Source organism: Corallococcus macrosporus, assembly GCF_017302985.1.
Taxonomy (GTDB): Bacteria; Myxococcota; Myxococcia; order Myxococcales; family Myxococcaceae; genus Corallococcus; species Corallococcus macrosporus_A.
On sequence record NZ_JAFIMU010000013.1, the window covers coordinates 146,893 to 160,177 of the forward strand.

Genomic DNA, 13,285 nt, shown 5'->3' on the forward strand with positions numbered 1-13,285 from the left:
TTCGTTCTTTCTGTGCGAGGTCGATGGAACGGCGGCGGTCACTCGGGCAGCTTCTGCCCGTTGTCGGGGTCGCAGCCCGCCACGTAGAAGTAGGTGGAGCCGACCTTGGGGCCGGTGTTCTTGCGGTCCCCCCAGCCGCCGTTCTCGAACATCGCCAGGCGCGCCGCCTTGGACTCACCGAAGACGATGGACACCGGGCAGTCGTCGTTGTTCTTGCCGATGTCCCAGTCGTAGGCCTCGTCGATCCAGTTCTCGCCCACGCCGTCGTTGCGCGAGCTGGACACGTAGCGCTTCACGTAGCGCTTCACGAAGTTGCCGCACGACGAATCGCCGTGGAAGGCATTCCACATGCTGAAGCCGCTGTTGCTCGTCACCATCTGCTGCCGGTACCCGCCCTGCTTCCAGACCTGGTAGTCGCCGGACTGGCAGGCCTTGATGACGGCGATGTTCAGCTTGCCGTTGTTGCCCAGGTTCATGTGGACGTCCGTCATGGCCGAGCACTGATCCACGTTGGTGCCCATCACCAGCCAGCTGCGCAGGGACGACTCGCTGTGGCCGCCGTGGGTGTGCACGAAGAGGACGTCCGCGTCGTCCACGCCGGAGTTGAGCTGGGTGTCCTTCGCGTCGACCGCCGCCGCCTTGGAGGCGTCCGTCCAGAGGTCCGCGCGGGCGCTCGAGTTGTTGAGGGTACGGACGTCCGACCAGAGGCCCTGGTTCACCAGCGAGTTGAAGTAGCCCGCGAACTCCGCCGCCGTCTTCGTGTGCACGGAGTGCGAGTCCGCGTTGCACTGCCCCGCGCCTCCGAAGTTGGCGATGCCGTAGACATGGGTTTCGTTCGCCAGCGCCGCCGCGGGCAGGAGCAGCGCTCCCGCGAGCGCCGCGTTCCGCCACGGCTGGGTCTGCTTCCGGAATTGCATGGTCCGAGTCTCCGCCCCGTCAGGGGTGTGTGGATGGCCTGAAGCGACCGGAGGCGCGCGGCGTTCACCGTGCTTTTCTTCCGGCCCTGGCCCCTCAACGAAACTCGAAGGAAATTCCCCTCACCCCCCTCAGCTGGAAAGCCAGCTGACGATGAGCGAGGCCAGGGTCTCCGCGGCCCGGGCCTCGTCCACCAGGCCCCGGAGCATGTCGCGGGAGATGGCCTCCGCCGCGCCGATGATGCCCACGCAGCGCAGGTGCAGCGCGTCCTTCTTCAGGTCCGAGTAGGGCGCGAGCGCCTCGCGGAAGAGGGCCACGTAGCCGTCGAGCAGCTCACGATGCACGGCCTCCATCTCCTCCGCGCCCCTCAGCGCCGCGGAGATGGCATGCCACTCCGGGCCCGCGGACGTGTAGCAGTGCATGTAGGCGGCGCTCATCACCCGGGCGACGTCCTCCAGCCGCTTGCGCGTGCGCTGGAGCGCGTCCAGGAGCGCCTGGACCTGCCGGGCGTCGATCTGCTCGTAGAGCGCGATCAACAGCCCTGCACGCGTCTGGAAGTGCTCGTAGGCGATGGGCTTGCTGACGCCCGCACGCTCGGCCACGTAGCCGAGCGTCAACGCGTCCGTCCCCTCCTCCCGGACGATGGAGAGCGCGATGTCGAGCAACTGCTCGCGTCGCTGCGCCTTCGGCAGCTTCTTGCTGGGGGTCTTGCTCATGGCTCTCGCCGCTTCGTAACGCCCCGGGAGGGCACCTCCAAGAAAACATGGCGAACCTACCAACAGTAACTTACCACTTGAAGGGAAGGTCGAATCCACACCCGTCCTGCCCGCCCGGCAGAGGAGTTGCTCCGTCATGTCCATGAATCCGCAGCACCCCGTCCTCATCGTGGGAGGCTCTGGCCTCGTCGGCTCCCAGGCCGCGAAGGTGCTTCGTCGCCTCCATCCCACCCTGCCCCTCACCATCGGCGGCCGGGACCTGGCCCGGGCCGAAGCCGTCGCGAAGGAGGTGGGCGGCGCGGACGCGGTGCGCGTCGACCTGGGGCGCCCGGACCTGGGCCAGCCCGACGGGAGGGCCTACAGCGCCGTCGTCATGTTCGTGCAGGACGACACCCTGCACTCCCTGAAGTACGCCCAGGCGAAGCGGGCGGCGTACCTCAGCATCTCCACCGGTGTGTTCGAGGTGGGGCCGGAGGTGGCGCACTACATCCAGCAGCCCGCGAGCGCGCCCATCCTCATGGGCAGCCACTGGCTGGTGGGAGCGGTCACCCTGCCCGTCCTCCACTTCGCCCGCGAGTTCAAGACGCTCGAGGCCATCGAGCTCGCGGCGGTGCTCGACACGCAGGACGTGGGAGGACCGGCGGCCCATGCCGACCTCGAGCGCCTCACGGAAGTCGCGCCCCGGGCCCTGGTGCTCCAGGAGGGCCGGTGGCGCTGGGTCCACGGAGCGGATGCGACGCGCACCATCACCAGCGTGGATGGGACCCGGCTGGAGGGACAGGCGTACTCGCCGTTCGACGTGCTGAGCCTCGCGACCGCGACCGGGGCCCGCTCCATCCGCTTCGACCTCGTGGTGGGCGAGACAGCGACGCGCCGGCGTGGCGAGCCCGCTTCGACGGAGATCATCATCGAGCTGTCCGGGGTGAAGCCGGATGGAACGCGGGGACGCAGCCGCCACGAGCTCGTCCATCCCGGAGGCCAGGCCCCGGTGACCGCGTTCGGAGTCGCCATCGCCGTCGAGCGATTGCTGGGCCTCGCGGGTGGGTCCCCCGTGGCACCCGGGCTCTACATGCCCCACGTCCTCTTCGACCCGGCCGGCTTCGTCCAGCGGCTGGAAGCCTCCGGCGTGCGAATCCGCCGCGCGTAGCCCGTGCCGACGAGGTGGTAATCTCTCCCCCGCAACCTGTCCCGGCACCAGGGGGAGTCCGTCATGGGAATCACGATGTCACCGCAGGACTACGCCACGGCGTTCCGCATCCTCGCGGCGTCCGCGAGGCATCCGGAGAACATCCATCAGATCGTCACGGAGCGGCTGCTGCCGAAGCTCTCCGCGCACCCCAACCTGTTGGACGTCGGCGCGGGGGCGGGCACGGTGGCGGAGCGGCTCGCGCCGCTGTTCGATTCGCTCACCCTGCTGGAGCCCAACCCCGCGCAGAGTGCCCGCTTCCATCACGAGAAGGCGAAGGTCCTCCCGCTCTCCCTGGACGGATACGACTCGAAGGACAGGTACGACCTGGTCGTGTGCTCCCACGTCATGTACCACGTGCCTGTTTCTGAATGGGGCGGCTTCATTGACAGACTGCTGGGCTTCGTGCGCCCGGGAGGCACGTGCCTGATGGTGATGGCCGCCGCCCGGGGGCCCACCCATGCGATGTGCCGCGAGTTCTCCGACACCCTGTACTTCAGCGAGCACATCGTCGCTGAAGTGCAGCGCAAGGGGCTGCCCCACGAGGTGCTCGCGACGATGAGCGGGTTCGCCGCGAACACCTTCGAGGAGATGGAGACGCTCTGCCGCTTCCTCGTGCTGGAGGGCTGCTTCACCGCCGAGCAGCTGGCGGCCCTGAGCCCGGACGACTGGCGCAGGCTCGATGCCCGCATTCGTGCGCATGCCGAGCGCTGCCGGCAGCCGGATGGCACGTACCGGCTGGAACAGGACGAGGACGTCATCCTCATCCCCCGGCCCTGATGAAGACCGGGCCCGTGGAAGTGCTCCACATCCTGTTCGATGAACAGCAACAGCAGGCCGGAGGCATGGGCCCGGTGAAGTGTGGCCTCTGCGGCGCATCCGCGCACGAGCGGCCACCGCCCCCAGGCCCGATCGGCGTCCTTGGCTCTGGCTGGGAGTGTCCCTGCGGAGCCCGGGGCGTCCCGGTCAACCTGATGGACCTGGACGACGCGTACGCGGAGCTCCTGGAGCGCTGGGGGCTCGAAGCCCGGTACCCGGACCTCTCCCCGGCCGTCCCCGTGGGAGAGTCCGGCCTGCTGTACTCGGCGGGCTACGTGGATGGCATTGCCCTGCGCGACCAGCTGTTCGACGAGGCCCGGCGACAGGGCGCCGAGGTCGGCAGCTCCGAAGTGGTGGTGCGGGTCACCACGCCCCGGGAGACCTTCCCGGATTGGAGCTGGGACGTGCTCTGGGCCCGGCCGGCCACTCGCTAGAGGTATCGTCGTGCCATGTCCGACCTGTACGCCGTCCGCGTCCTCGGGGTGACCCGACGCGCCGTCCGCCTCGGGGTGAACCGCGTGCACCCTGACGCGGGGAAGCCCGCGCCTCACGCCGTATTCGCATTGATGTTGATGTACGACCCCATCGCGAAGTCGGGGGACGCTGAGTTCAGCAAGTACCGCCATCTGAATGACTCGGCGCTCGCGCAAGCGATGGACGAGCGCGATGCCTTCGACAGCGCATGGATGAATGCGAACGCGCAGGCGTTCGTGTCGAAGGTGACGCGAAGCGGTTCCTTCCTGGACATCCAGCTGACGCATCCGGCGTGGGGAGAGCATTTGCGCAAGCGCATGGCGTGGCGCACGACCGCCTACGACGCCGGACCGGGCCTGCCCGCCGAGCCCCGGGCTCCCGCGGGGGAGCGCACGCGGGTCCAACGCTCACAAGACCCGGCGGCCGGCTTTCGCGTGGGCCCGCCACGCGACCCCGCATTCAAGCTCCCCGGCGCGTTCATTCCCCAGCACGGCCCGAACAAGTACGTCGCCGACCCGGTGATTTCCGGCTCCGCCGCCATGGCGAAGGTGGCCGCGTCGATGATCGGTCAGCCGCTGCGGTTCGTGCCGAGGCGGGGACAGCCAAATGTCGGCACGCTCGTCATGACGCACCCGAAGCGGGTGCTCTTCTACTTGGAGGGTGCGGACTGGCACCTCACGTCCCTGTTCGACTTCGACGAACTGAAGTCTTTCGGCCGCGCGTGGCTCGTGGAGGAAGATGCGGCCCCGGCGAGTGGGCCGACCGCGCCCCCCAAGCGCGCAGGCGCGAAGAAGGCCGTGCGCAAGGCAGGAGCGCGGAAGGCCGTGAAGAAGGCGAGCAAGGTCGCGGCGAAGAAGAGAAAGCCGACGAAGGTGGGGAGCAAGGCAAAGAAGGTCGCGAAGGCGAAGCGAAGAGCCTGAGTCACCTGACACCTCGCGGTTTGATTTCATGGGCGTCAGACACCCCTGCGATGTTCCCGGGCTCACCCCCCAGGAGCACCGCATGTCCCTGTCGTCGTGGAAGGCATTGGTTGTCGTTCCCCTGTTTCTCTGTTTCGCGTGCAGCCCCGAAGTCGAGCCGGTGGAGACGGAGGCACCCGCAGCCGAGGCGTCCCAGTCCTCCGCGCTCACCGTGTATCCCGCTGGCTCCCTGCTGACGGCGCGTTATCAACACACCGCCACGCTGCTCTCCACTGGCAAGGTGCTGGTGGTGGGCGGCGGAACTCCCACGGAGACCGCGACCACGGAGCTGTATGACCCGGCCACCGCCACGTCGAGCGCCGGTCCCTCGCTGAGCTTCGCGCGCCGCTCGCACACCGCCACGCTGTTGCAGGACGGCAGCGTGCTCATCGTGGCCGGCATCGGGCCGGGCGGCATCCTGTCCTCGGTCGAGCGCTATCAGCCCTCCACGAACTCCTGGACCACTGTCGCTCCCCTGCCCCGCATCAGCTACGGACACAGCGCCACGCTGCTCTCGGACGGGCGGGTGCTGGTGGTGGGCGGCGTGGGCGGTACGTCGGGCGGCACGTCGGCGCACCTCTACGACCCGGCCGCGAACACCTGGACCGCGACGGGCTCGCTCCCCTCCGCGATGGGCTTCCAGTCCGCGGTGCGGCTCGCGGATGGGCGCGTGCTCCTCTCGGGCGGCGGTACCAGCCTCGCCCAGCTCTGGACGCCGTCCACCGGCACCTGGACGGTCGTGGCGTCGATGAACCAAGCCCGTAACGACCACACCCTCCACCTGCTCCCCAGCGGGAAGGCGCTCGCCGTCGGCACCGAGACGATGACGGAGGCGTACGACCCGGCCACCAACGTCTGGACGAACACCGGGAACACGGCGGTCCAGCACTTCTCCGCGCCGTCCGTCATGCGCCCCAACGGCACCATCCTCCTGGCCGGCGGCTCCTACAACAACACCACCGTGGAGCTGTACACGCCCTCCACCGGCGCCTGGGGCACGGTGGGGTCGCTCGCGCAGTCGCGCAGGAACCACCCCACCGTCGCGCTGCCGGACGGCCGCGTGCTGTTCCTGGGAGGAACGGGCACCAGCAGCACGGGCTCCATGGTGCCGATGGCCAGCATCGAGAAGTTCGACCTGTCTCCTCCCCCGTGCACGCCGACGACGTGCGCCGCGCAGGGCAAGAACTGCGGCACCATCTCCAACGGCTGTGGCGGCACGCTGAGCTGCGGCACTTGCGGTACGGGGCTGACGTGCACCAACAACGTCTGTGGAACGGGCACGCCCACCTCCTGCACCCATGACGTGTGCACGACTGGCACCGCGCTGAGCAATAGCTGCGGCACCTGCGCGAGCAAGGTCTGCGGCCTGGATCCGTTCTGCTGCAACTCGTCCTGGGACAGCATCTGTGTCAGCGAGGCCAACAGCAACTGCATCATCACGCAGCCCGGCTGCGTCGCGCGGTAGCAACGGGCCCGGCGCGTCCGGCCAGCTCACGGACGCGGAGGGCCGCTTCACCCCGGGTCTGGAGCCACTGGCGGCACGGTGATGTCCCGTGTCCGCCAACCCCGGTACTTCTCCAACGAGGCCACGGTGGCCCTCTTGAACGGAGAAGAACCTGTGCGTGCTTCCTCGCTCCGCGTAGTCCTTCCTCGCTGGCTCGCCATGTGCCTGGTCTTCTTCGGAGCCCAGGCCTTCGCGCAATACACGTCCGTGCCGGACGGGTACGTCCTGCTCGGCATCGGAACCTCGAACCGCTACCTGGTGGCCGGCGGCGCCAGGTTCTACATCCCTCCCGCGCAGCACTCCCTGTACTCCGGCGCCACCACCGTGGCGCTGTCCCAGGCCACCATCGACGCCATCACGCAGGTCCCCCAGGACGGCACGCTGATCCGTCAGAAGGGCACCGCGGAGATCTACGTCGTCGTGGGCCAGGCGTACTGGTGGATTCCGTCGCCCACGGAGCTGGCCTATTGGGATGACTGGCGGATGGTCAATGACATCCCAAACAGCGACTGGCGTTCGCACTTCCTCAACGCCACCTACAACCATGTCCTGGTCCAGGAGCGCTCGACGAGCCAGGTCTATCTCTGGGTGGCTGGCGCCAAGTACCCCGTCAACACCCCGGCGGATCTCGACTACTTCGGGGGGTGGTCCAGCGTGAAGGTGATTCCGCTGGGGACCCTGGCCAGCACCACGTACGAGCCGTGGTGCGGAACGAACCTCCGGGAGCGTTCGAGCAGCACCGTCTACAACCTGGGGTACGTCAACAGCAGCTCCACCACCATGCGGAGGTCCGTCACGGCCAACCCCGCGAACAGTGTCGTTCCGGATGGTGCGCTGACCCCCGTCCCGGTGTTCAACGTCTCCGGCGGGCTCTCCTGCATCTGGTAGCCCACGGTAAACACAGCACAACACGACAACAAGGGAGGACACATGTCTCGACTGGGAATGCTTCTGGTGGGTGCGCTGGCCCTGGGTCTGACCGCGTGCGGAGGCCCCGAGCAGGCGGAGGACAGCACCGAGCCCATGATGGCGTCGGCGCAGCAGGAACTGACGCAGTACTGTGGCCTGAACTGCCCGGGCGGTCAGCACCCGACGGCCTACCTGTGCAGCAGTTCGTGTGGCAGCTTCTGCACCAACACCAACAACGCGGTCCAGTGCGACAACAACACGGGCGCGTCCTTCACCTCGTGCGGCACGACCTGCCCTTCGCCGTACCGGGTCACCAGCACGTACGGCTCCTACAACTGCAGCAAGACCATTCCGTACCTGAGCGGCAACAACACCGTCATCTGCACCCTGTGAGCGATGGCGCCTGAGGCGGACAAGGCCTCACCTCGGCCGAAATGCGCGGTGGGCTGGCGGCTCGCGAGCGTCGCCAGTCCACTGTCATGAGGTTCGTCCGCCTTCGCGCCTCGCGTCCCCCTCCGCGGTCCTTCTACACCGGCTTGGCGGTGGCTGACGCTGGACGGCCCCCAGGGCAAGGCGCCGTTGGACAGGAATTTGATTTCAAGGGCGGGGTTACGTCTCCAGGCTGAAGCCGAATTCGGCCCGCCTCACTGCGTGACTGTTGCACACCAACGCCTACGCACCGCCCGCCTCCTGAAACCCTCCGCACTGATGAGTCGGAGTCTCGGGAGCCTCAATCCTCCTGGAAACCACATGACGCTGGCCTATCCTTCCGACGAATCGTCGCAAAGCGCCCCCGTCAACGAGCTGGTGACGCTGCTCTCGCGGTACGACCCTCTGGCGCGGGCGCGCATCAAGCGGGCCTTTCCTTTGGATGGTTTCCTGCTCGGCGTGACGCCGCCGGAGGAGCCCCCGCGCGGCTTGACCCTGCCGGAGCTCCGGATGCGCGCGGAGGTGGCGGACGAGGGCCTCAGAACGGCCGTGCGGCTCGCGCGCCTCTGGCACCCGCTCCTGCATCGCCGGGCCAAGCGCTCCCAGGTGATCCGGCTCATCGGGCAGCTGCTCACCCTGGTTGGAGGCGCGAGCTTCCTGCTCTCGCTGGCCGAGCAGTACCCGCAGCTGCGCCTCGTGCTGGGCGGGCTCACCTGCCTGGGCTCGTTGGCGGCCCTCTTCTCGAAGAGCGTGGGGCAGGCCCTCTGGGGCGAGCGAGTCGCGGGCGAGGCACTGGTGACGCTCGTCGAGACACGTGTGCTGGGCGAACAGCTCCTCAACAACCTGCGGGCATGGCGGAGCGCCGGGCTGGACCTGGAGTATGGCAAGGAACTCATCGGCCAGGCCAACGAGCTCGCCCGCCGGCTGCTGGACGTCGGAGTGACGTCGGGTGCTTACGACGGAGAGGAGGAGCAGTTGCGATGAACGCCAACCTCCTGGGCCGCGTGACGCGTTCGGCGGTTACCCTGCTGCTCGCGGTGTTCCCGCTCGTGGCAGCGCCTGCTCCGCGCTCCTTGGGGATCTCCAAGCTGGAGTTCAGTTGGGGCTCCAAGCTGCTTCTCGGCGAGTCGCTCCGGTTCTCCTGGGAGCCACTTCTTGGCCATGAACTGACCCCCGGGTCCTTCCGAGGAATCCTCGCAGACGAGCGGGTCTGGCGGCCCCCGCGTCTGAACGGAGCGATGACCGAGGCGCCGCTCCACCTCCAGGTTGAGCGGGAAGTAGAGTTCCTCCTGGGGACGCTCTCTCTTCCCACAAAGACTCCGGCTTTCGAATCGCTTGAGTTCCGGGCAACCGCGGAGAGCGCACAGACCGTCGCGTCCAAGGCTCAGCAGCACCAGTGGGAGAGGTGGCTCCACATCTCCAGCAGCCACGACCGGCTGGTCCTGCGCTGGGACTCCATGGAGAAGAGGGGCCGGTACGGAATGCCTGAGGTGGTTTTTTTCAGGAAGGAGGCTTTGGTTCAGGGGGAGACCGTGGCCCAGGCGGGGGAGCGCGGGGTGAATTCAATCCTCTCCAGGCATCTCCTGATGGAGAACTCCTTCGGCTTCGAGCGAAGCAGAGCCCTCGTCTTGGAACCGCGCCGTCCCGTGGACGTCGACCTGGGGCGTCACCACATCATCCTCGACGTCTCGGTGGCCGCAGATACCCGTGGACTGGACCTGCCCGCCTCTGAATCGGTGTACGTACACACGCGGGATGGCCAACTGATGCCTGCGCACCCCTGGCAGGACGCGCAAGGCAAGACCCACTTCGACGTCGTCGTGGCGCCGAACCTCACCTTGCGGCCGAACGGCCGGCCCGAGTTGCTGGAGGACTTCGAAGGCCTTGGCCGGATGCGGTTCCGGGAGGATGACGTCCGAATCGCCTCGTTGGTGGACGACTTCCAGACGAACCGTGTCATCGCGGAGAACTTCTCGGGCAAGCTCCTGCCCATCCAGGAGCCCTCGCTCAACGGGCTGAGGCAGACGTTCAGCGAGAGCCAGGGACGGATGCTGGTGCTGGTGGCGCACCGCGAGGGCGCCCATCTCGTCTGGCGGAATTTGCGTGGCGGCGGCGAGAAGCGCATCGACATCGGCAAGGTCCTGCACCTTGCCAGGACCACGAATACCCGGCTGTTGCTGGCGACATGCGAGGCCGCCGTGGTGGTAGGTGAAGGCCCCACTACCGTCATCAACAGCCTGGCGTGGCTGCGCCGGCTGTCGCACGCAGTCAAGGCTCCCACCTATCGGGGCGTCTTTGAGCGGCTCGCCACCGAAGAAGCCCCATTCCTCGTGGGGGAATCGACCATCAAGGGGGCGCAGGACGTCTTCGAGGCCTCGGTCGTGCGCTCACGCACCCGTCGTGCAGTTCAGGGGGCCCTCATCACGGTGTACCTGCTGTGGGAGGTTGACGAAGAGCCTGCCCTCCAGCCCCATCGTTAGGGCGCTACGGGCTGAAGCCCACGGCCAGGAGAAGGCGTTGCCCACACCTGTCGGCCTCGCCGTCAAACGGGCCTGTGACATTCGGTCCGGGCCGTGGATTTGGGCGCGCTGAAGCAGACGCCGCATCCCGTATGCTCCGCCGCCCCATGTCCCCGAATCTGAAAGCCCGAAGCGCGCTCGCCGCGGCCTCGCTCCTGCTGGCGTCTCCGGCACTGGCGCAGGCACCGCAGGCCGACGCGCCGCCCACGGAAGCGGCCGCGCAGGCCCAGCCCGTGATGACGAAGCCTCCGGCGCTGCTGCAGCAGGTGGAGGCCGCCTACCCTCCCGAGGCGCTCGCGGAGGGGCTCACCGCGTCCGTGCGCCTCATCATCACCATCGCCGCGGACGGCAGCGTGTCGGACGTGCTGCCCACGGAGCCCGCGGGCCATGGCTTCGACGAGGCGGCCATCGCGGCGGTGCGCCAGTTCCGCTTCTCCCCCGCGGAGGTGGACGGAGTGCCCGCGCCCGTGCAGGTGGAGTACATCTACCACTTCACCCTCGCCGCGCCTCCGGAGCAGACCCCGGGGCCGGAGCAGCAGGCGCAGGCGGCGCCGAAGGCCACGCTGACCGGGCAGCTCATCTCTCGAGGCAGCCGCTCGCGGGTGGCAGGCGCCACCGTGCGCTGCGGTGACGACCCGGAGGCCCCCGAGGCCATCTCCGACGCGGACGGCCGCTTCACGCTGGAGGTGCCGCCCGGCGAGTGCGCGGTGCGCGTGGTGGCGTCCGGCTTCCAGCTCTACCAGACGAAGGAGCAGCTCCAGGCGAACGAGACGACGGAGGTGAACTTCTTCCTCGCGCCCACCGCCGGCGCGCTGGAGACCGTCGTTCGCTCCGAGCGCCCGAAGAAGGAGGTCGTGCGCCGGACCATCACGCGTCAGGAGGCGCAGAAGACGCCGGGCACCTTCGGCGACCCCATCCGCGTCATCCAGACCCTGCCGGGCGTGGCGCGCGCGCCCTTCATCTCCGGCCAGTTGCTGGTGCGCGGCTCCAACCCCGGCCAGACGGCGACGATGATGGACGGGGTCAGCATCCCCCTCCTCTTCCACCTCCTCGGCGGTCCCTCGGTGGTGAACGCCGAGTTCATCGACCAGCTCGACTTCTTCCCGGGCGGCTACGGCAGCCAGTACGGCCGCGCGGTGGGCGGCATCGTGGAGGTGGGCACGCGCAAGGGCGCCGCCGACACGTTCCACGGCTCCGTGAAGGTGGACCTGCTGGACGCGGGCTTCTTCCTGGAGGCGCCCGTGACGGACGGCATCAGCGTGGCCGCCGCCGCGCGGCGCTCGTACATCGACACGCTGTTGCCGCTGGTGCTCCCCAAGGACGAGGGCAGCACGCTGTCCGTGGTGCCGCGCTACTGGGACTACCAGGTGCGCGTGGACTTCGGCGCGAAGCGGGATGCCCGCACGGAGGAGGAGGCGCAGGCCCAGGCGGGCGGCGCGCGCAGCACCGGCTACGTCATGGCCTTCGGCAGTGACGACCAGCTGCGCCTGGTGTCCTCCGGACCGGAGACGGAGCGCGACCTGACGGTGGACACGCACACCCTCTTCCACCGCCTCAAGGGCGACTGGACGTACCGCAAGGGCGCGCTCACGTCCGTCTTCACGCCGTACGTGGGCTACGACGGCACCAGCTTCAAGTTCGGCGCCGCGAAGCAGGACGGCGTGGGCTACACGGTGGGCGCGCGCGAGGTGCTGGGCCTGGAGCTGTCCTCCGCGCTCACGGTGCGCACCGGCCTGGACATCGTCTACGAGCACCAGTCCTTCGACGTGGAGTTCCCCGCGCCGGAGAACTTCGAGTACGTGGCCTTCCCCGGCGCCGAGTCCGTGGGCGAGCTGCTGGTGGAGAAGATTGGCCTCGGGTCCTTCGACGGCGCGCTCTTCGTGGAGGCGGACCTGAAGGTGGGGAAGTTCACCTTCACCCCCGGCGTACGCGGCAACTACCAGCTCGCGGGCGACGCGCGGAACCTGGTGCTGGATCCCCGGCTGTGGGTGCGCTTCGAGGCCACCGAGCGCACCCAGCTCAAGGGCTCGCTCGGCCTCTACAGCCAGCCGGCGGAGACGTTCCGCTTCATCACCCTGCCCTACGGCAACCCGGAGCTCGCGTACCAGCGGGCGTTCCAGAGCAGCCTCGGCGTGGAGCACCGGCTGACGGACGTGCTCAACGTGGACGTGACGGGCTTCTTCAACCGCCGCTACAACAACATCGCGGCGCCCGGGGAGCTGCGCTCGCTGCCGGGCGGAGGCGTCATCCAGGTGCCGTACTCCAACCAGGGCATCGGCCGCGCCCTGGGCCTGGAGGTGATGGTGAAGAAGCAGCGCGCGTCCGCTTCCGACCGGTGGTCCGGCTGGCTGTCGTACACCTTCAGCCAGTCCCTGGATGGACGCGCGGGCCCTGCTCCCGAGGACAACGGGAGCGGCTTTGGCGGAGGCTTCGGCGGCAACGGCGACGACACGTACGGCCTCAGCCCCTTCGACCAGACGCACATCCTCACGCTGGTGAGCAACTACGTGCTGGGCAACGGCTGGGAGCTGGGCGGGCGCTTCCGCTACACCACCGGCCGTCCGACGACGCCCATCGCCCACTCGTACGACCTGTACCAGGTGGACAGAAACCGCTTCAACGGCACGTACGGCCCCTATGCCTCCGCGCGCACGTCCGGCTTCCACCAGTTGGACATGCGGCTGGACAAGAGCTGGCAGTTCCAGAGCTGGACCCTGGGGGTCTACCTGGACGTGCAGAACCTCTACAACGCGGAGAACGTCGAGTTCACCTTCGCTGACTACCGGCAGCGCCGGGAGTACGAGGTGCCCGGCATCCCCATCCTCCCCGTGGTGGGCGTGAAAGGAAGCTTCTGA

General features: G+C 68.4%; 12 protein-coding genes. 10 read left to right on the forward strand and 2 right to left on the reverse strand.

The window, feature by feature from the left end; genetic code table 11:
- Positions 1-38 precede the first annotated feature (38 nt).
- On the reverse strand, positions 39-917 hold the full coding sequence (locus tag JYK02_RS34860; RefSeq protein ID WP_207057245.1) for a hypothetical protein: 879 nt from the start codon (positions 915-917) through the stop codon (positions 39-41).
- A 129-nt stretch (positions 918-1,046) separates the two neighbouring features.
- Complete coding sequence (locus tag JYK02_RS34865; protein ID WP_207057246.1) at positions 1,047-1,631, reverse strand: TetR/AcrR family transcriptional regulator; 585 nt, start codon at positions 1,629-1,631, stop codon at positions 1,047-1,049.
- Positions 1,632-1,767: 136 nt separating this feature from the next.
- On the opposite strand from JYK02_RS34865, the gene JYK02_RS34870 reads away from it, so the two are divergent.
- From JYK02_RS34870 to JYK02_RS34915, 10 genes are all read left to right on the forward strand, one after another.
- The gene (locus tag JYK02_RS34870; RefSeq protein WP_207057247.1) at positions 1,768-2,778 is read left to right on the forward strand and encodes an NAD(P)-dependent oxidoreductase; all 1,011 of its coding nucleotides are present in this window, start codon (positions 1,768-1,770) and stop codon (positions 2,776-2,778) included.
- Positions 2,779-2,841: 63 nt separating this feature from the next.
- On the forward strand, positions 2,842-3,597 hold the full coding sequence (locus JYK02_RS34875; RefSeq protein ID WP_207057248.1) for a class I SAM-dependent methyltransferase: 756 nt from the start codon (positions 2,842-2,844) through the stop codon (positions 3,595-3,597).
- 14 nt (positions 3,598-3,611) lie between these two features.
- On the forward strand, positions 3,612-4,070 hold the full coding sequence (locus JYK02_RS34880) for a hypothetical protein (protein WP_347402654.1): 459 nt from the start codon (positions 3,612-3,614) through the stop codon (positions 4,068-4,070).
- A gap of 15 nt (positions 4,071-4,085) precedes the next feature.
- Positions 4,086-5,030 carry a hypothetical protein gene (locus JYK02_RS34885; protein WP_207057250.1) on the forward strand — a complete coding sequence of 315 codons (945 nt, stop codon included), beginning with the start codon at positions 4,086-4,088 and terminating at the stop codon, positions 5,028-5,030.
- 82 nt (positions 5,031-5,112) lie between these two features.
- Entirely contained in the window at positions 5,113-6,534 is a 1,422-nt protein-coding gene (locus tag JYK02_RS34890; RefSeq protein ID WP_207057251.1) for a Kelch repeat-containing protein, read from the forward strand.
- Positions 6,535-6,732: 198 nt separating this feature from the next.
- The gene (locus JYK02_RS34895; protein WP_207057252.1) at positions 6,733-7,461 is read left to right on the forward strand and encodes a hypothetical protein; all 729 of its coding nucleotides are present in this window, start codon (positions 6,733-6,735) and stop codon (positions 7,459-7,461) included.
- A gap of 42 nt (positions 7,462-7,503) precedes the next feature.
- Complete coding sequence (locus tag JYK02_RS34900) at positions 7,504-7,875, forward strand: hypothetical protein (protein ID WP_207057253.1); 372 nt, start codon at positions 7,504-7,506, stop codon at positions 7,873-7,875.
- 357 nt (positions 7,876-8,232) lie between these two features.
- Complete coding sequence (locus tag JYK02_RS34905; RefSeq protein WP_207057254.1) at positions 8,233-8,895, forward strand: hypothetical protein; 663 nt, start codon at positions 8,233-8,235, stop codon at positions 8,893-8,895.
- Positions 8,892-10,391 carry a hypothetical protein gene (locus JYK02_RS34910; protein WP_207057255.1) on the forward strand — a complete coding sequence of 500 codons (1,500 nt, stop codon included), beginning with the start codon at positions 8,892-8,894 and terminating at the stop codon, positions 10,389-10,391. The genes JYK02_RS34905 and JYK02_RS34910 overlap by 4 nt, the downstream gene beginning before the upstream one ends.
- Before the next feature lie 146 nt (positions 10,392-10,537).
- Complete coding sequence (locus JYK02_RS34915) at positions 10,538-13,285, forward strand: TonB-dependent receptor (RefSeq protein WP_242589553.1); 2,748 nt, start codon at positions 10,538-10,540, stop codon at positions 13,283-13,285.